General features: G+C 61.8%; 20 protein-coding genes. 14 read left to right on the top strand and 6 right to left on the bottom strand.

Annotated elements, in window-relative coordinates; genetic code table 11:
- Positions 1-13: 13 nt before the first annotated feature.
- From PQR53_RS03650 to PQR53_RS03665, 4 genes are all read right to left on the bottom strand, one after another.
- Positions 14-313: a hypothetical protein gene (locus PQR53_RS03650; RefSeq protein WP_408451226.1), complete on the bottom strand. Its 300-nt coding sequence runs from the start codon at positions 311-313 to the stop codon at positions 14-16.
- A gap of 112 nt (positions 314-425) precedes the next feature.
- The gene (locus PQR53_RS03655) at positions 426-992 is read right to left on the bottom strand and encodes a lipid-binding SYLF domain-containing protein (RefSeq protein WP_408451227.1); all 567 of its coding nucleotides are present in this window, start codon (positions 990-992) and stop codon (positions 426-428) included.
- Between the two features lie 207 nt (positions 993-1,199).
- The gene (locus PQR53_RS03660) at positions 1,200-1,898 is read right to left on the bottom strand and encodes a potassium channel family protein (protein WP_408451228.1); all 699 of its coding nucleotides are present in this window, start codon (positions 1,896-1,898) and stop codon (positions 1,200-1,202) included.
- 48 nt (positions 1,899-1,946) lie between these two features.
- Complete coding sequence (locus PQR53_RS03665; RefSeq protein WP_408451229.1) at positions 1,947-4,493, bottom strand: hypothetical protein; 2,547 nt, start codon at positions 4,491-4,493, stop codon at positions 1,947-1,949.
- A 251-nt stretch (positions 4,494-4,744) separates the two neighbouring features.
- On the opposite strand from PQR53_RS03665, the gene PQR53_RS03670 reads away from it, so the two are divergent.
- Positions 4,745-5,506: a bestrophin-like domain gene (locus tag PQR53_RS03670; RefSeq protein WP_408451230.1), complete on the top strand. Its 762-nt coding sequence runs from the start codon at positions 4,745-4,747 to the stop codon at positions 5,504-5,506.
- 64 nt (positions 5,507-5,570) lie between these two features.
- Here PQR53_RS03670 and PQR53_RS03675 read toward each other — a convergent pair whose 3' ends face one another.
- Positions 5,571-6,548: a transporter gene (locus PQR53_RS03675; RefSeq protein ID WP_408451231.1), complete on the bottom strand. Its 978-nt coding sequence runs from the start codon at positions 6,546-6,548 to the stop codon at positions 5,571-5,573.
- A 210-nt stretch (positions 6,549-6,758) separates the two neighbouring features.
- On the opposite strand from PQR53_RS03675, the gene PQR53_RS03680 reads away from it, so the two are divergent.
- From PQR53_RS03680 to PQR53_RS03740, 13 genes are all read left to right on the top strand, one after another.
- Positions 6,759-7,043, top strand: a complete 285-nt coding sequence (locus PQR53_RS03680; protein ID WP_408451232.1) for a hypothetical protein — start codon at positions 6,759-6,761, stop codon at positions 7,041-7,043.
- A gap of 756 nt (positions 7,044-7,799) precedes the next feature.
- The gene (locus PQR53_RS03685) at positions 7,800-9,110 is read left to right on the top strand and encodes a PAS domain-containing sensor histidine kinase (RefSeq protein ID WP_408451233.1); all 1,311 of its coding nucleotides are present in this window, start codon (positions 7,800-7,802) and stop codon (positions 9,108-9,110) included.
- A gap of 6 nt (positions 9,111-9,116) precedes the next feature.
- Positions 9,117-9,752, top strand: a complete 636-nt coding sequence (locus PQR53_RS03690) for a response regulator transcription factor (protein ID WP_408451234.1) — start codon at positions 9,117-9,119, stop codon at positions 9,750-9,752.
- A gap of 196 nt (positions 9,753-9,948) precedes the next feature.
- Positions 9,949-10,335: a response regulator transcription factor gene (locus tag PQR53_RS03695; protein WP_408451235.1), complete on the top strand. Its 387-nt coding sequence runs from the start codon at positions 9,949-9,951 to the stop codon at positions 10,333-10,335.
- A gap of 188 nt (positions 10,336-10,523) precedes the next feature.
- Positions 10,524-11,000: a YMGG-like glycine zipper-containing protein gene (locus tag PQR53_RS03700; RefSeq protein WP_408451236.1), complete on the top strand. Its 477-nt coding sequence runs from the start codon at positions 10,524-10,526 to the stop codon at positions 10,998-11,000.
- A 29-nt stretch (positions 11,001-11,029) separates the two neighbouring features.
- Positions 11,030-11,443, top strand: a complete 414-nt coding sequence (locus PQR53_RS03705) for a hypothetical protein (protein WP_408451237.1) — start codon at positions 11,030-11,032, stop codon at positions 11,441-11,443.
- 17 nt (positions 11,444-11,460) lie between these two features.
- Positions 11,461-12,708, top strand: coding sequence for an efflux RND transporter periplasmic adaptor subunit (locus tag PQR53_RS03710; RefSeq protein WP_408451238.1), 1,248 nt, complete (start codon positions 11,461-11,463; stop codon positions 12,706-12,708).
- Between the two features lie 12 nt (positions 12,709-12,720).
- The gene (locus PQR53_RS03715; RefSeq protein WP_408451239.1) at positions 12,721-15,963 is read left to right on the top strand and encodes an efflux RND transporter permease subunit; all 3,243 of its coding nucleotides are present in this window, start codon (positions 12,721-12,723) and stop codon (positions 15,961-15,963) included.
- A gap of 1 nt (position 15,964) precedes the next feature.
- The gene (locus tag PQR53_RS03720; RefSeq protein WP_408451240.1) at positions 15,965-17,509 is read left to right on the top strand and encodes an efflux transporter outer membrane subunit; all 1,545 of its coding nucleotides are present in this window, start codon (positions 15,965-15,967) and stop codon (positions 17,507-17,509) included.
- Positions 17,506-18,825, top strand: coding sequence for a paraquat-inducible protein A (locus PQR53_RS03725; RefSeq protein WP_408451241.1), 1,320 nt, complete (start codon positions 17,506-17,508; stop codon positions 18,823-18,825). The genes PQR53_RS03720 and PQR53_RS03725 overlap by 4 nt, the downstream gene beginning before the upstream one ends.
- On the top strand, positions 18,818-20,425 hold the full coding sequence (locus PQR53_RS03730; protein ID WP_408451242.1) for a PqiB family protein: 1,608 nt from the start codon (positions 18,818-18,820) through the stop codon (positions 20,423-20,425). Before PQR53_RS03725 ends, PQR53_RS03730 begins: the two co-directional genes overlap by 8 nt.
- Positions 20,422-21,015 (top strand): PqiC family protein, encoded by a 594-nt coding sequence (locus PQR53_RS03735; protein ID WP_408451243.1) that lies wholly within the window; start codon positions 20,422-20,424, stop codon positions 21,013-21,015. The genes PQR53_RS03730 and PQR53_RS03735 overlap by 4 nt, the downstream gene beginning before the upstream one ends.
- Before the next feature lie 95 nt (positions 21,016-21,110).
- Complete coding sequence (locus tag PQR53_RS03740) at positions 21,111-22,304, top strand: monovalent cation:proton antiporter-2 (CPA2) family protein (RefSeq protein ID WP_408451244.1); 1,194 nt, start codon at positions 21,111-21,113, stop codon at positions 22,302-22,304.
- 30 nt (positions 22,305-22,334) lie between these two features.
- Here PQR53_RS03740 and PQR53_RS03745 read toward each other — a convergent pair whose 3' ends face one another.
- The gene (locus PQR53_RS03745) at positions 22,335-23,381 is read right to left on the bottom strand and encodes an AraC family transcriptional regulator (protein WP_408451245.1); all 1,047 of its coding nucleotides are present in this window, start codon (positions 23,379-23,381) and stop codon (positions 22,335-22,337) included.
- Positions 23,382-23,781 lie beyond the last annotated feature (400 nt).

Consider the following 23,781-nt stretch of genomic DNA (forward strand, 5'->3'; position numbering starts at 1 on the left):
ACGACCGTCGCAATCACGGAATCATGCCGCACTCGAACAGCTTGTTGGCAATCGGCGCGGCGACCTTGTCGATGAAGGCGGCGCGCATCTGTGGATCGTCATGCAGCAGCTGCAACGCCTGCTGTTCCCGCTCGGGCTTGGGGGCGTTTTTTTTCTGCGCGCGTTCCTGCCACAACTGCTCGCACGTCGCCCCTTCGTACTTCTGAACCACCCTGCCGGCGACCATGTCGAGCATCGGATATTGCTGGGCGATGGCCGCGCTGGCGAACAGGGCCACAGGAACCGTCACCAGCCATTTGAGGCGCTTCGTCATGGTTTCGTCCTCACTTCGTTGAATTCATACCGCCGTGCTAAAAAGCACACTGCAAAGACGACGCTCCGCTTGCACAATTGTCGACTTGCGCAAGCGAAGCAGTACTTCAAGATCAAGGCGTGTATTTAGAGATCTTCTGGCCCTGCACGCCGAGGCCTGCCATCAATCCCTGCTGTCCGTAGATGAACGCGTAGACGTCGGACTTGAGCGTTGTAGTCGTCATGGACTTACCCATTCCCGCATCCACCACAACAACACTTGGCCCCATGCCGACTGACCACCCGTCGCTGGTGTTGAGGTAACTGAGCGCGGAGTCGCTCATCAGGAACATGGCTTCCGAGAACGTCTGGCCGCCGGCCTGCAGTCCGTAAGAGACCGCGCGTGCGGTGTAGTAGCCCATCACTGTCCCGTCTGGCGCGAACATCACACCCTTGCCGCCTTGCGCGCCGGCAATGAATCCGACCTTCAGAATATCGGGGAACACCAGTACGGCTTTGGCCATTTGCCGAAGTTGTTGCGTCCGCGGTGCGCTGACGGCCAGTTGCTGTAGGGACGCGCGTGCCTTCGCTTCGAGGTCCGGGTCGGTTCCGGGCGCCGTGCCTGCCTGTTGTTGCGTCGAACAGGAAACAGCCACTAGCAGCATGGGAATGGCAAGGGCAAGCCGAAGGTACTTGAACATGTTCGTGCTCCATTCAGGGAAATGACGTCACGTTAAAGACGCGGCTCGCACGTTGGGTTGTTCGTGGCTCGAATACGCTGCATGATCGGCGACCGATGCTGGTTGCAGCGCGCGTCGGTTGAAATAAATAGTGGTGTTGGCGAGACGTAAAGACAATTGGACCTTGGTCCAATATCGCGTAGGCAAATGGCCGTCGGCGGCGACGCTTCACGACGCATCTCTGCCGGAATCGTCGGCCGCGACGTGCAACGACACCAGCCGTGCCAGCACGATGGCGGGATAAAGCTGGCCGATCAGCGCCTCGAGAATCGCGAGCGATCTTGCGATGTGAGCGACCGGCGTGACGTCGCCATAACCGACTGTCGTCAGCGTGACGAAGCTGAAGTAGAGCCAGGTGGCGCGATCGTGTGGCGCGTTCTCATACGTGATGCCCGCATAAGCAGCCGCTACGTGACTATTGACGAGTTGCTGAGCCTCCGCCCACACCACGCCGATCAGGATGTATAGCGCGACCGCGCCGAGGATGCGGTCGAACGTTGCTCTGCCAGGGCCGAACACCTTGATACCGACCACGGCGCCCAGAATAGCCAGCGAAAGCAGTGCTGTGACGTCGAGCAGGCCGGCGATCCTGTCCAGGGGGAGAAACCACGACGTGCCGCGAATCATGATGGCCACGCAGGCGGCCACGGAGATCGTCGCGCATTGTCTGCGGTTGTCCGATACGGCCGCGATCCCGCTGAGCAGGATCAGCGACAGCAAGACGTCTCGCGCGATTCGTACCAGGACGCTGTTCGGAGCGAGGGCGAACGGCACGACGAACACATCGAGCACGAGCAGGCAAAGAAGCAGCGCCATGCTGCCGATGCGCATGCGTCCGGTGCGAGAATGCCGCCGCCCGAATGTCATCGCCGCTCCTGGTTAGCCGGCTGTTGGCGGCTATATCGCGTGGAATCGTTAGCGGCGGAAACCGCCTCCACCACCGCCACCGCCACCACCGCCGCCCCTTGCGCGCGAGCTGTTGCCTGCTGCTGCGCCTGCACCGCCGGATTGTGCGTAGCGTTGGGTTTGAGCGGCGCCTCGTTGACGGTTCTGCATCTGTTGATTCAGATCGTTGGAGGAGGGCTGCGCATTGCCGGTCCGGGCGCTGCTGCCGGAAGTGGGTTGGGTCTGCGCGACGGGCCTCGCCGCGGCCTGTGTCTGAGGACGCGGTGTCTGGCCTGACTGCACGGCCTGTTGCGGCGCTCGCGTACTGTTGGGCTGTGCCGTGACCGGTCGCGGCTGCTGAGCGTTCTGTCCATTCCTGGGTGCCGCGGCTGCATTACCCGATTGCGAACTCGTGGCGCGTGGAGGCTGCGTCCTCTGTGTGTTCTGCTGCGTTGCGCCACTGTTGGCCGCGGCGGTTGTTCGCTGCGTTTGCGTGGACGTTGGCTTTTGCGACACGGTTTGCGGTGTCGGCTTGTTCACCGAGTTCCATGATCCGTTGTCGTATTTCTGCCAACCGCCGCCGGTGTTCTTGTAGACGTTGCCGTCACGTCCCGCATAGAGATCGCCGTTGGCGGTCTTGCCCGCGACGGCTCTGCCGTTGGCCGTGCTGCCGCCCACCGCTTTGCCGCCCGCTGAATTCTGATAACGCCCGACCGAACCGTTCGCTGTTGTGGTGTGTTGGGTCGCGGCCCACTGATTGCCCTTCGTCACGACCGAACTGCCCCATTGACCGTATGCGTTCGATCCCTGACGGGTTGCGCCGTAGGCGCCTGTGTACGGGTTGTACGCCTGACCGGCGCTCGCGCTGCCGTATCGTCCCGAGGCCGTTGCGCCGCGCGCATAAGTGCCGGTATAGGGGTTGTACGATGCACCCCAATGGGCGCTGCCGGCCGGACCATAAACGCTGCCACGCACGCCGGACGCGCCGGTGTACGGGTTATAGACCGGATAACCGTACGGCGCGGGTCGCGGATAGTAGACCGGATACGGGCCGTAGCCGACACGTACATAAGGCGGATAGTAGTAGCCGTTGCCTTGCGCGACGATCGCACCGATCGCGGCGCCCGCGATGAACATGCCGAGATATCCGGCGGTATAGCTTGCCTGTACGGCGCCCCCCGGCACGACCTGTTGCGTCACATAGGTCACGTTATAAACAGGCGAGGACGGCGGGATCGTATAGATCACTTGCGGAACTGAAGTGCTGGTGGTCCATGGACCACCCGGCGCCGGCGAATCGAACCATACGCCGCGCGAGCAAACATAGTAATGGTTTTGAACCTTGATGACCTTGTCGGGCGTGTTGGTTGCATACGCGAGTTGCGTGCCCTGGATCGGCGCGAATTGCGGCTCGCCGCTGTAGGCTACTTTGACCTCCGCCGCTGCGGCGGCCGGGTCGACCTCGACAGTGGTCGGAATCTGCGCGAGCAGCACCGCATCGTTAGCCTCGGGCGTGCCCGGTACGGATGCGAGCACCCGCGCGGCCGGGCTGTTGCGTGGAATGGCGGTGAAATCGGTGGGCAGTTTGTCCGTCGCGTAAGTCCACGGGCCGCTCGGCGCGGGCGATGAAAACCAGCGCCCCGCAGTCAGATAGTAATAAGTCTTCGTCGGCGTATAGACGAACACGTCGCTATCGGTGTTCTTCGCGTAGACGAGCCCTGTGCCCGGGATCGTGGCATAGACCGGTTGGCCTTCGAAGCTGATCAGCTCAGCGGGCATGTTGCTATAGAAGACCGCTGGGGGCTTGCCGGCCTGTTTTGCGGGAGCCGGGATAAATGGCTTCAGATCGGACCAGGTGGGGTCGGCGGAGACTTTGGTCATTTTGCCGGGTAGCGTCTTTGTTTCCGCCCAGCCGGTTTTCATATCCGTCGACGTGAGCCACGAATTGCCGGTGAACAAATAGTACTGGTGGCTGGCATTGTCGACGAACAGCGGCCAACTCGCATTGACCACGAAGGTCATGTCCGAATCCTTGATTGGCGCAAGCACCGGATCGCCGTCGACGAATAGCAGCAGTCCGGGGCCGAAACTCATGAAGATCACCGGCGGCTCGCTTTTGATCGCCACGACCGGCGCAGTCTGTTTGTTATCGAGGCTGGCCGCGAGCCGGTCCATCGACAAGGTCAGCGACGCTTGCGGATTGAGGAACTTTCGCACCATCTGATCGAGCTTTTGCGCCGTCGCCTCGTCCGTGCCGGGAAAAGAAGTCCCCGTGATTTGCGGATTGCTCAGGCGTGCGTTGCGGCTATCGATATCCACGTCGGTGTGCGCCTGCAACGTGACCACGCCCACTTGCGGCTTGCCGCCGCGCGGTGTCACGCTCACCGCCATTCGACCGGTCAGTTCCCTGAAGTCTTTCCACTCGTCGATCTGCGGCTGGTAGTAGGTTAGCGTCGCGTCGTCGCGCACGATTTCGCGCGGCCAACCGGGGTCCAGTGTAGCGGCGCGGCCGGCCTGTAGCGTGGATAACACGAGCGCCAGTGTCAACGCGCGGCTGGGCAGTTTCAAGGTGGACATTTTGCACCTCACCGCGCGAGGCGGAATGAAAGCACGGGCTCAGCGCGAGCGCGGCGAGGAACAGCGAGCCAGATTGCCGGCACGCAAGCAACGTAGTGCCACGATTTCGCGTTTTGCTCGCGACAGGACAGCTAAAACCATAAGCGCGCTCGGGAAAGAGGGCAATTGGACCTTGGTCCAATTGCATGCTGCGATGCGGCGCGCAAGATGTCGAAGCGCTACGACCCTCGTCGAAGTCGGAGGACAGGACGGTGAATCATCTCGTCGACGCCTTGATCGTGTTCGTTTGCGTGGTCGGCAGTGCGCTGCTCGGCTCGCATCTGCGCCTCGTTCTGCCGCGACACCATCTCAGCGATGAGTCGACCGGTGTCGTCAAACTCGCGACCGGACTCGTCGCTACGATGGCCGCACTGGTGCTCGGCCTGCTGATCTCGTCGGCCAAGGGCTCCTTCGACACCATGAACAACGAGCTTCTCCATAGCGCGGCTGAAATCGTTCGCCTCGACCGCGTGCTGGCGCACTACGGTCCGGAAACGCAGGAAATTCGCAGCGCGCTGAAACGGACTACCGAAGTGTCCATCGCGACCATGTCCTCGGGCGATCCCGCGCAAATCGCCAAACTAAGTGGTCCCGAAGCAGTCGCGCGCGGAGAGGATTTCCAGCGCCGGGTTGAAGGGCTCACGCCGCGCGACGACGCGCAGCGTGAATTGAAGGCGCGGGCGCTGCTACTGGTCGACGATGTGCTGGCGACGCGCTGGCTCGCCCTGCTTCAGCAAGCCGGCACGATTCCGCTGCCGCTTCTCGTGATTCTCGTGTCGTGGCTGGCGATCCTGTTCGGCACCTTCGGTCTGTTCGCGCCGCGTAATGGCACGACCATGACAGCGCTCGTCATGTGCGCGCTATCCACATCCGGGGCGATCTTCCTGATCCTGGAAATGAATACGCCGCTCGGCGGGATCGTCAGACTCTCTTTCGCGCCCATGCGCGCCGCGCTGAACGTTCTTGGGCAGTGAATACGGGCGATGAAGCTGGCCACTGGCACACATTCGTCGCACATCCCGCATGGCCAGACATCGATCAGCGGTTAAACCACCTATATTGAAGCGCGACCGAGACAGTCTGAAAATTGCCGCCCACGCGTGTTTCCAGTCCGCGCGACCATGCCAGTTTGGCGGACCATGACTTCGTGAGCGGCACCGACAGCGTGACGCCATATCGCACACTGATCTGGACGTCCTGATCCTCGGCACCATCCACGCTCGTCCGTCCACCGGTGAAGTAGGTGACGTCCGCAGCAAGCCACAATCCGGGGCGCCAGGTGTAGCCGCCATGCAACTGGAAGGTCGGCATCGGTTTCTGGCTACGCCGGTGGCCGCCGAAGAAATCGTTGTTGTCGGTGAAGAGCCAGACGCCTGCCGCGCCGTCCATGAACCAGTTGCCGAACGGCTGCGACAGTCCGACTTCCGGCTTGAACGACCAACGATTTGCCCCGATATTGATCAAACGCGCCGGTACGTATTGCCCGCTCGGCGCCACCACGCTCAGGCTGACACCAAGATTAGTGCGGGGCGCGCGCCGCAAGAATTCTTCCGGTGAGACAGCGGGGTCGCCCAGCACGTTCATCGAGAACCTGAAGCGCACATCGCCCATCCCTGAACGGTACTGATGCTCGGCGACACGTGCGACATCGCCGTTCACATCTGCACTTGCGTAGGGAACCGACACGGCCATGGTCGCGGTATGCCCGGCGATGCCGAAGCTATGCGAGTAGCCGAGCGAAAAGAGGTTGATGCGGGCCTGTACGTTCGTGATCGGCAGTGACGAATCGAACGAAACATCGCCACTCGATCGTGCATAGTCGAACACCGCGAAATTGGTTCCGACCGGCACGGCGGAATAGGCACGCGGCTCCATCTCCTGCGCGTGAGCCGAAGTCACCGAAACGACAAGCAGCAGAACGACACTGAACTGCGGATAAACATCACATCGCGAAGACTGGTTCCGGCGGCGTGACAGGAACGAGCGTGGCTGCACGGCGGTGAAGTCCATTTCCATGAGCGACCCGATAAGCCAGTCGAGATGCTGGGAGAGCGAGGGTATACCAGGTGCGCGAACGCGAGCACATCAGCAGCGGCTCTATCAAGCGACGGAAATGCCGCTGCATACAATAGGACTAAGGTCCAATGCGTGCGAGTCTGGATGGGGCTAATCTGAAGAAGGTCGCGGGTACAGCCGTGTCGCTACTTGCTGCCTTAGGAGACCGCCATGAAAGTGCTGCTCATAGTGTTAGGAATTACGCTGTCTTCGAGCGTATTCGCGGAGTGCGTCACCAATGCCCGGGGCGTGACCGAATGCAACAACGGTCAGGCAGCCGGCGGCTATAACCCGAACACCGGCAATGCATGGAAGTCGCAAAGGAATGCGAACGGCGTCGCCACGACCACGACGAGCAAAGGTGGTGAGGCGAAGACCAAAAACGGTAAAGGCGTATATAAAAGTCCGAGTGGCAAGACCTGCTATCGCACCGCCGACAATCAGGGCTGTAATTGAAAGGGGGGCCACGGCGCTAACGCGCGAGAATTCGTTTCGCGCAATATGACCATGAGCATTTTCCGCAATCGGAGGATGGTTGTGTCGGCAACCGCTTAGGAGCGGCTAAGATGCGCCTATAGCGAGACCGACATGCGGTTTGGGTCAGCCACATTCATTGAACTCGAATTATTCGTCATTCGGCTTATCGTCAGCGCGGCATGCGGGAAATTGAACATTAGTCTTATTCGGAACATGCCAAGAATAGATGCCAAACAAATGTTTCAATCTCGTTTACATGTTCTCATTTTCGTACTAGGATAAATTTTACTGGCTGAAAGCTCTTCCAGTAACTATTTCCGGTTTCGGTCATTTGACCTGAAACCCGCACCGAAAACGTATCTTCGCGAATTTGTGCACGGTCTGATGGGACGATAAGCAGGTCCAGGACTGGCATTAATAACAGACCTCCTCCAGAGGCATACGTTCACGCCGACGTCCAGCACGAACTTTTGGCCGCCTATCTCGCGGTGCCGACTCTTAAGAGGCAGTTCGGTCATGAGTATCGTCATGCCTGCTATCGTCGTTCTGCAAACTGCGATCATTCTGTGGTTGCTGATGCGCACTTTCCGGCGCGGTATATCGCTACGCTTCGCCAGGCTTAAACCGCCAACTGTCCGCGCGAATAATCTCGAGTGCGCGGGGATTGATGGATCTGTGGCAGCCGCGTCGCTTCTGGCAATGGCGAATAACGCGGATCCAGGCGAATCGTCAACCATGTCTCGTCAGTCGCATCATGCAAGCCGCGAACATCGCCGCGACGCCGCCGTTTTCTCAAGTGCGGCAGACGGCGCGCAATCCGCGTCACGCACGCGGCGCCGTTTCACCGAGCGGCTGCGCAATATGACCTCCGCCAGACCCATGCACCCGCCGCCTTGCGTGGACGAGGCGCGCACGGCCGCCGCTATCGCCCCCGTCAGCGGCGAGCATTATCTTCGTGAAGCGCTGACGTTACTGCCGGTTGGAATTCTGATGCTCGATGAGCGGGGCTTGATGGCAGTGGTCAATCCGCAGGCACACCGCTTATTTGGTTATGAGCCCGAGGAACTAGTCGGCAAGCCAGTCGAGCTACTGGTTCATGCACTGGGTATCGAGAGCCATGTCCCGCTTTGGGCCGAGCCTTTCGCGATATCGCAATCGCGCCGCTGCGTGTCGTCAGACGATCTCTGTGCACGCCGTAAGGACGGTACCGAGTTGCGTGTCGGAATCGAGCTGAATCCGTTTCGCTTTGACGGCGCAGACGTCACGCTCGCCTTCGTGATCGACAGGACTGACCGCTACGAATTGCGCCGTCAACGAGAAGACCTCGCGCATCTCACGCGGGTATCGACAATGGGACAACTCGCGTCGTCGCTCGCTCACGAGTTGAACCAGCCGCTCACGGCGATTCTCAGCAATGTGCAGGCTGCCCAGCGATTCATGACGGCCGATCCAATCGATCTGGCTGAATTGCGCGAGATTCTGAACGATATCGTCCAGGACGATTATCGGGCGAGCGAAGTGATTCGCCGCATTCGCGCGGTAGTCAAGAAGGGCGATCTCGATGTCATTCCGCTGAATCTCGCGGGCGTAGTGCGCGACGTGGTGGCGCTCGTCCGTAGCGACGCGATCGTGCGCGGGGTGCGCGTGACGCTCGATATCGACAATGCGTTGCCGCTGGTGCGTGGAGACAGGGTTCAACTGCAGCAGGTGATGCTCAACCTGCTGCTGAATGCATTCGATGCCATGGACAAAGTGCCGCCCGTTGACCGGGCAGTGTCGGTTACGCTCAAATCCGCAGACAACGGCATGGTGTTAGCCGCGGTTCGCGATCGGGGCCACGGCTTGACAGCCGATAAGCTGGACAAGATCTTTAGGCCGTTCTTTACATCCAAACCCCAGGGGCTCGGGTTGGGCTTGTCGATCAGCCGTTCCATCATCGACATGCACCGCGGGCGACTATGGGCCGAAAACAACAACGATCGAGGCGCGACTTTCTACGTGGCATTGCCGGCCGGCAATGCAATGGAAGAGGATAAGTCGCGATAGAAGGCCATGACTGACTCCGATTCGCTTGTCTTCGTCGTCGACGACGACGATTCCGTGCGCCGTGCTTTAACGCGTCTGATCCACTCCGTGGGCTATCGTGTCGAAGCGTTCGCCAACGCCCGCGCGTTTCTCGACAGGTTGCGCGAGGTGACGTCGCCAGCGTGTCTGGTGCTCGACGTGCAGTTGCCCGATCTCGACGGTCTTGCCTTGCAGCGCGAGCTCAAGGCCGTGCTGCCGATTATTTTCATCACGGGTCACGGCGACATTGCAATGACTGTGGGCGCGATGAAGGCCGGCGCGACCGATTTCCTCGCGAAACCGGTGAACGATCTCGATCTGCTGCGCGCGATCGAAGCGGCTTTCGAACGCGTCGCGCAAGCCTATGCGATGCGCTGCGAACTTGATGCGATCCGTGTCCGTCTGAACAAGCTCACACCACGCGAACGGGAAGTCATGGCACTCGTGGTGACGGGCCGGCTGAACAAGCAGGTGGCTGGCGAACTGGGCACCGTCGAGAAAACCATCAAGGCTCATCGCGCGCGTGTGATGGCGAAGATGGAAGTCACGTCACTGGCCCAACTGGTCCGCATCGCGGACAAGGTCGGTGTCGGTGACGCCGGCAGAATTCACGCCTCAGGCTGAGGCAAACTCAGTCCGTCACGAGCGAGCGTATGGCGAGCCGGACCCGCGTCGGTCCGCTCACGCCTCGGCGCGCCCATGGCCCTTTGTGGCGTCCTCACGGGACCAAAGTCCACTATCCCAGAACCTCTCGGCCTCGTAGGCTGTGGTGTGGGGGAGTGCGTTGACCCGTGCGCTCCCGGACACCGGACTACTCTCAATGGGAAAACTCAAACCATTCGTGGTCGTCGTCGATGACGATGAATCGGTGAGCCGGGCAATCAAGCGATTGCTGCGCTCCATCGGGATCGCCTCGGAAAGCTTCGCGAGCGGTGACGCGTTTCTCGACGTCCTCGCGTCGATGCCGTCCTATCAGCCCGATTGCGTCATTCTGGATGTGCAGATGCCCGGGCTCAATGGGCTCGAAGTCCAGCAACGGCTGTCGGGCAGAAACATCCCGGTCATCTTCATCACCGCGCACGACGAGATTGGCGTGCGCGAGCACGCGCTCCTGGGCGGTGCTGTCGCTTATCTGCGTAAGCCGTTCAACGACGAGTTGTTTGTCAGGACCGTGCGCGCCGCGCTCGATGGTGTCTCGCCAGACTGATGCGATCGCAATGGCCTGCACTGTCCAATCAGACGCTATGGGACCAAAGGCCAATTGCCATCGCACGAAGCGAAATCCAATAATTGATTCACCGAAAAGGTCGACGCCGGCGGCCTCCGACTCGCTGCCGTTCGCATGCCTGAATGAGTCGGCGGCTGACGGTCGGACAATCGAACGGGACTCTCACCATGCTACGGAACATGCGGCGGTTGACAGGTGTGCTTGCGCTGGCGTTGGCGTGTTCCGTATCCGCGCAGCAGCCCATCATCTATCCGGCCAAAGGCCAAAGCGCAAGTCAGCAGCAGAACGATACCGGTCAGTGTCGGCAATGGTCGACGCAGACGACCGGGGTCGATCCGGTCGCGCTGGCGCAACAGGGCGCCAACCAGCCCAGTGCGCCGCAACAGCAAGGCCAGCGGCTGAGGGGAGCGGCCGGTGGCGCGGCGCTAGGCGCCGCCGTCGGCGCGGTGGCCGGCGATGCGGGCAAGGGCGCGGCCATCGGCGCGATTACGGGCACGGCGGCGGGCGGCATGCGATCAAGGCGCAGTCAGCAGAATGCCGCGGAACAAACCCAGGCGAACCAGCAGCAAACCCAACAGGCGTTGGCCACCTACAACCGCGCAGTAGCGGCCTGCATGACGGGTCGCGGCTACACGGTCCAGTAAAACTTGCGGGCAGCAGGAGAGAGACTTCCATGAACAGGAAAGGCATACGTCTCGCGCTTGCGGTTGCGGCGCTGACGGGCGGGTCCGGCTTGACCGTCCTGTCGGCCTCGGCCGCACCGGTCGACGGCAGCAAGCCGCTGCTGTGCGCAACCATCGACGCTCACGACTGCGATGCCGGCGAACTCTGTCTGCGCGCATTGCCCGCCGAGCTCGGCGCGCCGCAATTCCTGCGGATCGACTTCGCGAAGAAAACCGTGGTCGGGCCGGAGCGCACCACGGCGATCCGCTTCATGGACAGCGGACCCGAGCAGATCCTGATGCAAGGTACCGAGATGGGCTTCGCGTGGACGATTGCGCTCGACAAGGCGGAAGGCACGATGACGGTCACGCTCGTCAACCACGAAGACACGCTTGTGCTGTTCGGCGCCTGCATTGCCTCGTAGCCGCAACGGGTGACCCCATGACATCTGCAAGTTTCGCGATCTCCTTGTCCCGCTCCCGCTCGCTACGTGCTCGTTGGGTACTGGCCGCGCTCGCGTTATGCCTCGCCGCGTGCCATAAGGCGCCCACGCTGCCGACAGCGGGCCCGATCGAGGTCACCGTGATGGCGGTCAAGCCGGCCGACACGCCGGTCGATTTCGAATTCACCGCGCAAACGCAGAGTTCACGCGAAGTCGAAATTCGCGCGCGTGTAGACGGCTTTCTGGACAAGCGGCTCTATACCGAAGGGCAAATGGTTCACACGGGGCAGACGCTGTTTCTGATGGACGCGAAGCCCTTCGACGCGGCGCTGCAAACCGCCAAAGGCCAGCTCGCGCAACAGCAGGCGCGGCTGACCGTCACGAAGGCCAATCTGGCGCGTGTGATTCCGCTCGCCAAACAAAACGCGCTGAGCCAGAAGGATCTCGACGACGCCACCGGCAACGAAAAGCAGGCCGAAGCCGCGGTTATCGCTGCACAAGGCCAGGTGCAGACGGCGCAACTGAACCTCAGCTATACGACGATCAAGTCTCCGCTCAACGGCTTGTCGAGCTTCGCCAGGCAACAGGACGGCAGCTTCGTGACCGCTTCTGCGTCAGGGCTGCTGACCTACATTTATCAGCTTGATCCGATGTGGGTCAACTTCAGCATTTCAGAAAACGAGTTATTGAGGTACCGCGATGAGGTCGACAAAGGCCACCTGCGTTTTCCCGCCAATAACGATTTCGAAGTGACGCTGATCATGGCCGACGGCAGCGAGTTTCCGAACCACGGCCATATCAACTTCATGAATCCTGCCTTCAGCACGGAGACCGGTACCTTTCTCGTGCGCGCGTCGTTTGCCAATGCGCAAGGCGCGTTGCGCCCCGGTCAGTTCGTGAAGGCGCGCGTGTCCGGCGCGTCCCGCCCGAATGCGATCCTCGTGCCGCAGCGCGCGGTTTTGCAGGGCGCGAAGAGCCACTTCGTGTGGGTCGTCGACAACGACTCGAAGGCGCATCAACGCGTCGTGGAAGTGGGTGAATGGCATGGCGACGACTGGTTCATCACCGATGGATTGAAACCGGGCGAACGGGTGGTGGTCGACGGCGCGATCCGCGTGGCCGCCGATACGCCGCTGAAAATCGTCGCGGCGCCGGCCGCGCCCGCTGCGCTCAACGCGCCGCCCGGCGGTGAAAGCAGTTCGAAGGAGTCCCCGCCCGCCGCGACTGCCACCACTGCCGCGCAGTAAAGGGACCGCGAGATGAACCTCTCCCATTACTGTATCGACCGCCCGATCTTCGCGTCGGTGCTTTCGATTGTCATCACGCTCGGCGGCGCGGTGGCCATGCTGAATTTGCCGATCGCGCAGTATCCGGACGTCACGCCGCCGCAGATCACGATCTCCGCCACCTACCCCGGCGCCAGTGCCGACGTGGTGGCCAACAACGTGGCCGCACCGATCGAGCAGCAGGTGAACGGCGCCGACAACATGATCTACATGAACTCGTCGAGTTCATCGACCGGCAACCTGACGATCAACGCGTTCTTCCAGATCGGCACCAACCCGGAACTCGCGCAGGTGGATGTGCAGAACCGCGTGAATCTCGCGCTGCCGCAATTGCCGAGTTCGGTACAGTCGCAAGGCATTCAGGTGCAGAAGAAGTCGTCGGCGTTCATGATGGTGATCTCGATCTATTCGCCGAGCGATCGCTACGACGCGACCTACATCGCCAACTACGCGAACATCTACGTGCTCGATGCGCTCAAGCGCATACCCGGCGCGAATCAGTCGGCTATCTTCGGCACGCCGGATTACGCCATGCGTATCTGGCTGAAGCCCGACCGCATGGCGCAGCTCGGCATCACGGCGGGCGACGTGCAGAAGGCAGTCGCCAACCAGAACCAGCAGTTCGCCGTGGGCCGTCTCGGGCAGTCGCCGACCGGCGCGCCGGTCGAGCAGTCGTTCGCTGTCACCACCACAGGCCGTCTGAACGAACCCGCGGACTTCGACAACATCATCATCCGGGCGGCGAACGGCGACGCCGCCATCGTGCGGCTCAAGGACATCGGTCGCGCCGCGCTGGGGCAGAAAGACTACTCGATTCGCAGCCGCTACCAGGGCAAGCCGGCTACCGTCATCGCGGTGTACCAGCAGCCGGGCGCCAATGCGCTCGACGTGTCGAAGCAGGTACGCGCGACGCTTGCCGAGATGCAGAAGAGCTTTCCGGAAGGCCTCGAATACAGCATCGCGATGGACACGACGGAGTTCACGCGGGCGTCCATTTCGGACGTCGTGCATACGTTTTTCGAAGCCCTCATCCTCGTCGTGATCGTGGTGTTCGTGTTCCTGCAAAGCCTGCGTGCGACGCTGATTCCGGTGATCGCGGTGCCGGTGTCGATCATGGGCACTTTTGCGGGGATGCTCGCGCTCGGCTTCTCGATCAATATGCTGACGCTGTTCGGCATGGTGCTCGCAATCGGCATCGTGGTGGACGACGCGATCGTCGTGATCGAGAACGTCGAGCGGAACATGACCGTGCACAAGCTCAATCCGAAGGAGGCCGCCAAGCGCGCCATGGACGAAGTGGCGGGCCCGGTGGTGGCGATCGTGCTGGTGCTGTGCGCGGTGTTCGTGCCGGTGGCATTCCTCGCCGGCATCACCGGGCAGTTGTACAAGCAGTTCGCGATCACCATTGCGATCTCGGTGGTGCTCTCGGGGCTGGTTGCGTTGACGCTGTCGCCGGCGCTGGCGGCGCTGCTGCTCAAGCCGGGCCACCATGAAAAGAAAGGTTTCTTCAGGTGGTTCGACAGAAACTTCGCGAAGATGACGGATCACTACACCTCCGTCGTCAAGCTGGTGATCAAGCGCTTCGCGATCGCGCTATTGCTGTTTGTCGGCATGATCGCGCTGGCGGTGGTGATGATGCGCTCGATTCCGACCTCTTTCCTGCCGCCTGAGGACCAGGGCTATCTGCTTGGCGCGATCATCATGCCGGACGCGGCGAGTCTCGATCGCACCGGCGACGTGTCGCGACACGTCACCGATTACTTCATGAAGCAGCCGGCGGTGAGCAGCGTGACGATCGTCGACGGCTATAGCCTGCTCGACAGCCAGAACAAGAACAACGCCAGCACGTTCTTCATCGGTTTCAAGGGTTTCGACGAGCGCTACAAGTTCGCCAACATCAAGACCCAGAATGCCCGTGCCGTGTTGATCGACGCCTATGAGAATCTCTCGAAGATCAAGGAGGGGATCATCCTGCCGGTCAATCCACCGTCGATTCCTGGACTTGGCACGACGGGCGGCACCGAGATGTGGATTCAGAGCAAGGGCGACGCGACTACCTCGCAGCTGGCTGGCGTGGTGGACGATTTCGTCGCGAAGGCGAAGAAGCGGCCGGAGCTGTCGCGTGTGACGTCCACGTTCAACGCGTCCTCACAGCAGTTGCTGGCCGACGTGGACCGCGATAAATCCGAAACGCTCGGCGTGCCGATCGAAGAGGTGTATAGCGCCATGCAGACGATGTTCGGCTCGCTCTACGTCTCGCAGTTCAACCGTTCGAGCCGGCTGTGGCAGGTCATCTTGCAGGCCGAACCTGCATACCGTTTGACGCCGATGGATCTGAGCCAGTTGTACGTGCGCAGCAAGACGAACAGCATGGTGCCGCTCAAGGCGGTGATAACGACGAAGTATGTCACCGGGCCGGATCTCGTCACACGCTTCAACAACTTCCCGGCCGTGAAGATCACAGCTAACGCCGCGCCTGGCTACAGCTCGGGGCAAGTCATCAGCACCCTCGAGGAAGTGGCCGGAGAGGTGATGCCGCCTGGTTATGGCGTGGGCTGGAGCGGTGAGGCGTACGAAGCGCGGCAAGCGGGCAGTACCTCGGGGCTGGTGTTTGCGTTCGGTCTCGTGATGGTGTTCCTGATTCTCGCCGCGCAATACGAGAAGTGGAGCCTGCCGTTTGGCGTGTTGATGGCCGTGCCGTTCGCGCTGTTCGGCGCGCTGCTCGCGATCCTGTTGCGCGGCCTCGAGAACGACGTTTATTTCCAGATCGGTTTGACGATGCTGGTCGCGCTGGCGGCCAAGAACGCGATTCTGATCTTCGAGTTCGCGGTGCTCAATCGCGAATCGGGCGAGTCGGTGTACGACGCGGCCGTCACGGCGGCCACCGAGCGTCTGCGGCCGATCGTCATGACCTCGCTCGCGTTCATTCTCGGCTGCGTGCCGCTGGCCGTCGCGCTCGGCGCGTCGGCCAACAGCCGGCATTCGATCGGCACTGGTGTGATTGGCGGCATGCTCGGCGCGACGGTGATCGCCGTGTTCTTCATCCCGATGTTCTTCTATGTGCTCGAAACCATGTCGGAAAGGAGCGGCAAGAAGAAAAAGCCGGGCGAGAGCGGTGGCCCGAGCGCGCCGGGCGGTACGGGGCCTGTTACGCCGCCAGCGGGTTCCGGCGGCGGTCCCGCGACTACGCCGTCTGCGCAACGTGAGGGCGACTGACATGCGAGGCCTTGCGTTCCCGCTGCGTGTGGTCTGCGCCTCGATGCTTGCGATGGGACTAAGCGGCTGCCTGCTCGGTCCTGACTATGTGCGCCCGACCGTGGAGACGCCCGCGAACTATCGTTTCGACGCCGGTGAAACCGTCGAGGTCGCCAACGCGGCCTGGTGGGAGCAGTTCAAGGACCCGGTCCTGAACGATCTGATTCTGGCCGCGCTCGCGGACAACAAGGACGTGAAGATCGCCGCTGCCCGCGTCGACCAGTTTCTCGGCCAGTTCGTGACGACGCGTTCGGCACTGTTTCCGCAAATCAGCGCGGGCTTCGACGCCTCACGTCAGCATGCTTCCGTGGCGGGCCTGAACACGCTGCCGGCCGGCGTCAGTCCGGTGTTCAACCAGTTTCAGGCGCCGTTGACGGCGGCCTGGGAAATCGATCTGTTCGGACGGGTGCGGCGCGAGACCGAATCGGCGCGCGCGAGCCTGCTGGCGAGCGAGGAGGGCCGCCGCGCGACGATCCTTTCGCTGGTCGCTTCGGTGGCCACCGCTTACATCAATCTGCGCGATCTGGACCAGCAACTGACCATCGCCACGGCGACGACCGAGAGCCGCGCGGGATCCGTCAAGGTATTCCAGGCGCGTTTTTCAGGTGGCGACGTCTCGCAGATGGAACTCGCGCAGAGCCAGTCCGAATACGAAGCCTCGCTCGCCACGATTCCGCAACTCGAAACGCAGATCGCCCAGCAGGAAGATGCGTTGTCCGTGCTGCTCGGGCGCAACCCGGGCCCGATTCTGCGTGGCCGGGAATTGACCGACCTCGCGCTGCCCGCCGTGCCGGCCGGTTTGCCGTCCGATCTGCTCGAGCGCCGTCCAGATCTGCTGCAGGCCGAGCAAAACCTCGTCGCCGCCAATGCGTTGATCGGTGCGGCGCGAGCGCTGTATTTTCCGCAGATTTCGCTGACAGGCCTGTTCGGCACTGCCAGCGGGCAATTCTCGAAGCTCTTCACCGGACCCGCGCGCATCTGGTCGTATGCCGGCTCGCTGACCGTGCCGATCTTCACCGCGGGCAGCATCAGCGGCCAGGTGAGTCAGGCGCAAGCGCAGCAGCAACAGGCGTTGTTCCAGTATCAGCAGGCGATCCAGACCGCGTTCCAGGAAGTCGACGACGCGCTGATCTCTGTGCAGAAATCGCGTGAACAACTGGTCGTTCAAGGGCGCCAGGTGGAGGCATTGCGGACTTATGCGCGGCTTGCCCGGTTGCGCTTCGAGGGCGGTTATACGAGCTATATCGAGGTACTCGATGCCGAGCGCAGTCTGTTCAACGCGCAGCTCAGCTACACGCAGACCAACGGTCTCGTATTCAATTCTCTGATCGGTCTTTACAAGGCGATGGGCGGCGGCTGGGTCGTGCAGGCGGAAGCCATGACGGGCAGGGTGATGGGGCAAGGGCCCGGCGCGCAGGCGAGCAATCAGGCCGCCAGTCAGTTGCCGACCCAGCCGGCAAATCTGGCGCCGGCGCCGGCGCCAGCCGGCACGGAGCAGCCGAAATGACCGTCGTGACAAACACGCCCACTGCGGCGTCCGCGCCGGACGGTCCGATTTCCCTCGTCGCGTGCCACGAATGCGATCTGCTACAGCGTGAATCGGAGGTGCCGGGCAACGGCACGCTGCGTTGCTGCCGGTGCCATGCGGAGCTCTATCGCGCGCATCCGGACAGCACCGACCGCGCGCTCGCCTTTACGCTGACCTGCATCGTGCTGTTCGTCATCAGCAATCTGTACCCGATCGTCGGTCTGGCCGTCAACGGCGACCTCGTCGAAACGACTCTGCTCGGCGCGGTGCGCGTGCTCTACAAGGACGGCATGTGGCCGATCGCCGGCCTCGTGCTCGCGACGACCTTCCTGATGCCGCTCCTGCAGATGGCGAGCATGGCCTATCTGCTGGTGCCGTTGTGGTTGAAGCGCGCGCCGTATCGGGCCGATCTCGTGTTTCGTCTGATGCATCTGGCGCAGCCGTGGGGCATGACCGAGGTGCTGATTCTCGGCATGCTCGTGGCGCTGGTCAAACTCGCGCACATCGCGAGCGTCGTGCCGGGCGTCGCGTTGTGGTCGTTCGGCGTGCTGATGCTGCTGCTCGCGGCCGCCGCCTCCGCGTTCGACCCGCGCGCACTGTGGCAGCGCCTCGGCCGCTTCGACGACACGGCCTCCCGCACCGAGGCATCCGCCGCCGCGTCGGCTCATACAGCCCTGCGTTGCGGGCTGCTGAGCTGCCATAGCTGCGGACTGCTGGTGAAATCGACGGCGCACGAGCACGGCGCAAGTTGTCCGCGCTGCGGCGCCCATCTCCATGCGCGCAAACCCAACAGTATTGCGCGCACCTGGGCGTTCCTGATTGCCGCCGTGGTGCTGTATATCCCTGCGAATGCGCTGCCCGTGATGAACACCAGTTCGCTATTCGGCAGTGAGAAGGACACGATCATGAGCGGCGTCGTCTATCTGTGGACCTCGGGTTCGTGGCCGCTCGCCGTGGTGGTTTTTATCGCCAGTGTCGCTGTGCCGATGCTCAAGATTCTTGCGCTCGTGTACCTCGTGATCTCCACGCAGCGGCGCTCGGTCACGCTCACGCAGCAGCGCACCCGCATCTACCGGCTGGTTGAGCTGGTGGGCCGCTGGTCGATGCTCGATATCTATGTCATCACCATTCTGGTCGCGCTCGTGCAGTTCAACGCGCTCGCCACGATCCAGGCGGGACCGGCCGCGATTGCGTTCGGCTCGGTGGTCGTGCTGACGATGTTCGCGGCCATGTCGTTCGATCCGCGCCTGATCTGGGATGCAACGGAGGATAAAACGGAGGATCACCATGTCTAGGCCACCGGAGCTGCCCGAAGCGGTGGCGACGCCGCGCTCGCGCTGGCGTATGCAGGTGGTGTGGCTGGTGCCGCTGATCGCCGTGCTGATCGGCGGCTGGCTCGCGGTCAAGGCGATCCTCGACCAGGGTCCGACCGTCACGATCAGTTTCGAAACTGGCGAAGGGCTCGAAGCGGGTAAGACCAAGCTCAAGTTCAAGAACGTGGATATCGGCGTGGTCAAAAGCGTGACCTTGTCGGGCGATCATCGGCGTGTGGTCGCCACCGCCGAACTCTCGAAAGATGCCACTGGCCTGCTGGTGGACGACACGCGCTTCTGGGTCGTCCGTCCGCGGATCTCCGGCGGCACGGTCTCCGGCATCGGCACCTTGCTATCCGGTTCGTTCATCGGCATGGACGTGGGTACCTCCACCAAGGCGCGGCGCGACTACGTCGGGCTCGAGTCGCCGCCGGTGTTCGCGAGCGGCGTGCCGGGGCGCGAATTCATCCTGAAGGGCACCGACATGGGCTCGCTCGATATCGGCTCGCCGATCTATTTCAGGCGCTTGCAAGTCGGGCAGATCACGTCGTACAAGCTCGATGACAACGGCAGGGGCGTAACGATGCATGTGTTCGTCAACGCGCCGTACGACAAGTACGTGCAGAGCGATACGCGCTTCTGGCAGGCGAGCGGGATCGACGTTTCGCTCGATGCGACCGGTGTGAAAGTCAATACGGAATCGCTGGTGGCCATTCTGATTGGCGGTCTTGCTTTCCAGTCGCCCGACGAGACGCCCGATCAACCGGAGGCGGATGCAAGCACTGAGTTCTCGCTGTTCTCCGACAAGACCGAGGCGATGAAACGGCACGACCGCATCGTGGATCACTACGTGCTCAATTTCAAGGAGTCGGTACGCGGCCTGACGGTTGGCGCGCCGGTCGATTTCCTTGGCATCGTGGTGGGCGAGGTGGAGGCGATTCACACGCGATTTGATCCGGTCACCAAGCAGTTCAGCATTCCGGTCGACATCAAGCTGTTTCCGGAGCGCTTCACGTCGCGCTTCGCGTCGGGGGCTGTTGGCGGCAGGCTGGCCACCGATGCCGATCGGCAACAACTTGCGCAAGCACTCGTGGATCATGGCCTGCGGGCCCAATTGCGCACCGGCAATCTGCTGACCGGCCAACTCTATGTCGCGCTTGATTTCTTCCCGAACGCACCCAAAGCGAAGGTGGACTGGAGTTCGAGCCCGCCAGCTATGCCGACCGTGGCCGGCGGACTGCAATCGTTGCAGGATTCGGTGACCACGCTCATCGCCAAGCTGAACAAGATCCCGTTCGAAGCAATCGGCAACGACGCGCATAAGACATTGCGCGACGCGGATGCATTGCTCAAGCGGCTCGACACTGAGGTCGCGCCGCAAGCCACCCAGACGCTGGCCGCCGCGAAGTCCGCGCTCGACTCGGCGAACAACGCGCTGCAACCGGATTCCGCGCTATCGCAGAACACCGGCGATGCGATGAAGGAACTGGCGCGCACGGCGGCTGCTTTCCGCACGCTGGCGGACTATCTCGAACGCCATCCAGAGGCGCTGATCCGGGGCAAGCTGGAGGATAAAAAATGACGCGCCTGTCCTTATCGATCGCTATGGCGTTCGCGCTCGCCGCGCTGAGCGGTTGCGCCGGATCGCCAAAGTCGGACTTCTACACGTTGAGTGCACAGGTGCCGCAGGCGAGCGATTCACCCGCCGCAGTGCCGATCACGGTGGTGATCGGCGTGGTGACGGTGCCCGATCTCATCGACCGGCCGCAGATCGTGGTTCGCACCGGCGACAACAAGGTGGATATCGACGAATATGCCCGCTGGGCCGATCCTCTGAAAAGTCAGATCCCTCGCGTGATACGCGCGGATCTGGCCCAGTTGCTCAACAGTTCGATGGTGTCCACTTACCCGATGGGTGGCGATCCGGCGTCGGCCTACCGGGTCCAGCTCGATGTCCAACGCTTCGAGGCAGCGCTCGGCGATGCCGCGACGGTCGACGTATTGTGGTCGGTCTTCCCACCCGGCAAGAAGCCGCTGCTAAGCGGGCGAAGCACGGTCCGCGAGCCTTGCAACGGCAGCGGCTTCGATGCGGTGGTGGCGGCATATAGCACGGCGCTCGGAACGGTGAGCCGCGAGATCGCCGCGGCGATCCGCCCGGTTGGTTCGCCTTGATTTGCGCCTGGGTATGAGCTCGCGTGCCCCTATCGATTCGAAAGTGCGGCAATCCGGCTGCAATACCGGGCGACGCGCGATCAGGAGAGCCGCCCATGACAAAGTTGCTGATCGATGTGGTCATTTTTCTCATCGCCGCATTGATCGCGGTTCCGCTCGCTACGCGGCTCGGTTTCGGCGCGGTGCTCGGCTATCTGGTGGCCGGCATCGTGATCGGACCGTGGGTGTTGAGGCTCGTGACTGACGTCGATGCCATTCTTCACTTCGCCGAGTTGGGCATCGTGCTGATGATGTTCGTGATCGGCCTCGAAATGCGCGTGGAATTGCTGTGGGCCATGCGGCGCAGCATCTTCGGTTACGGTGCGATGCAGATGATCCTCTGCGCGGCCGTGCTGACGTCAACCTTTCTGTTATACGGTGCGCCGTGGCGTATCGCGTTGACGGGCGGGCTCGCGCTTGCGTTGTCGTCGACGGCGATGGTGATCGGCGAGCTTCAGCAGCGCAATCTGATGGACACGCCGACCGGCCGCGCCGGCTTCGGCATCCTGCTGTTTCAGGACATGGCCGCCATTCCGCTGATCGCGCTTCTACCGCTACTCGGGCCGTCGGTGGCCACCGCCGCCGCAGAGCCGGGCTGGCTTATGGCCATCAAGGCAATCGCGATGCTGGGAATCGTGGTGGTGGCCGGCCGCTATGTGCTGAAAGCGGTGTTGCCTGCAATCTCGCGCGCCGGCGTTCGCGAGATCTTCACGGCGTTTGCGCTGCTCTGGGTGATCGGTATCGCACTACTCATGGAGAGCGTGCATTTATCCATGTCGATGGGTGCGTTCGTCGCCGGCGTGATGCTCGCGGACTCCGAATTTCGCCATGAGATCGAAGCCGATATCGCCCCGTTCAAGGGTCTGTTGCTCGGCTTGTTCTTCATCGCCGTCGGTATGTCGATCGATTTCGGCGTGTTGGCGCGCGAGCCCGTGCTGGTGGTGGGGCTCGTGGTGGCACTCGTCGGCATCAAGACTATTGCGCAGTGGTTTCTGGCGAGCCGCTTCGAGGTACCGGCGTCGCAACGCGGCTATTTTTCAGTGCTGCTTTCGCAAGGTGGTGAGTTCGCCTTTGTGGTGATGGCAGCGTCACTGGCGGCGCGTGTCGTCGACCAGCGTCTTTCGTCGCTCGTGACACTGGTGGTCGCACTCTCGATGGTCTCGACGCCACTGCTCCTGCTTTTGCAGCGCAGATTCTCACGCCGCGATGGTGATGACGGACTGGATACGGCCACTGAGCGCAAGGTCTAGACATACTCAAGGTGCGATGGAAGCAAACCGTTACGCGCCCTGAATCCTTGCGTCCCTGCGATAGTCGCTCGGCGAAACGCCTTCCCAGCGCTTGAACGCGCGAGTGAAGTTGCTCGAGTCGCTAAACCCAAGCAGAAACGTGATTTCGGTAATCGACAACGCCGACTGCTGCACATAGCTGGACGCCAATTCCTTGCGTGTCGCGTCGAGCAGCTCATTGAAATTGGTATCGTGCTGCGAGAGCTTGAACTGCAAAGTGGTCGGGCTGATGCACATGGCACTGGCGACTTTGTCTCTTGAGCAGTCCCCGTTGGGCAGATACTCAATGATTTTCTGCCGCACTGTGCTCACCACATCGTGTTTGTCGAGACGGGCGATATAGCTAATGGCGAGGTTGTCGTGCAGTTGTGCGAGTTCAGCACACGCGCCGGCCAGTGGCTGTTGCAGTTCCGGTTTCGAAAACACGAGTTCCGGGGCCGCCTGTTCAAAATCGACGGGTGCCCGAAATAGCTTCTCATAGGGCCCGCTACCTTCGCGCGGCATCGCATGAGAGAACGCCACGCGCACAGGATTGAAATCGGCGTTGTAAAGCTGGCGCATGGAAAGCACGACAAAGCCCATCAATGCATCTTCCGTCTCGGCGCACACGGGCACCAGCAGTTTCATGCGTAGCGAGACCTCGTCGCCGTTTTCAACAATATTGATTTCGCAGGCCTGCGAAGCGAGCCTGAAGAAACGTTCCAGCCGTTGGCAGAATGCCATCAGGTTTGAACTGGCGGCGAGCGCGTAGCCGAGTGCGTGCAAATTCGAAACGTGGATGAACTTTGCGACCGTCAATCCGAAGTAGGGGTTGTGGGTCACGTCCACACAGACCTTATAAAGCCTGGCCATCGTGGCGACCGGCAGCCGCGTCATGGGATCGTTCTTCATCAGCGACGGCTCGATGCCGGCCGCTTGAAAGATCCGGGCACTATCGACCCCGTTGTGCTCGAGGGCGCGTGAAATCGCCAGTGCGTATCCACCGATCGTCGTGAGAACGGCTTCGCTGTCGAAGCGGGAGGGGGTGATTCTCTGCATGATGGACGGCAATCATTGCTCAACCGGTTTGCTGTCAATTGCCGGCAGGCAGTCTGTGGAAGAAATACGCTTGAGCGGCGATGCTATTGCGTCGACATCGCGATAGGGTAGCCGCGATCGCGTGGCATACCCATCGGCGTAAATGCCAGGTCAGGGATCGATATACGCATCATCTGCCGATCTGCATGAAGGTTAAACCACCTGAAGTGCTTCTGGCGTGCGTCTGGCTTTCCGTCAGTGTTTACCCGCCTCGTCAGCCAGGTTGCTCACAGCGCAACGCGCAAGACCATTGGATTGTCTTCAAAGACCAGCGTCTCGCGGGATGCCGTTCATAAAATGCCTCCGATTTGTCCATGACCCGCAGACCCGCTATCCGGCGTCTGGCGTCACGTTTCAGTCA

Origin of the sequence: Paraburkholderia fungorum, from assembly GCF_046027605.1 — a bacterium.
In the GTDB taxonomy this organism is placed as follows: Bacteria; Pseudomonadota; Gammaproteobacteria; order Burkholderiales; family Burkholderiaceae; genus Paraburkholderia; species Paraburkholderia fungorum_F.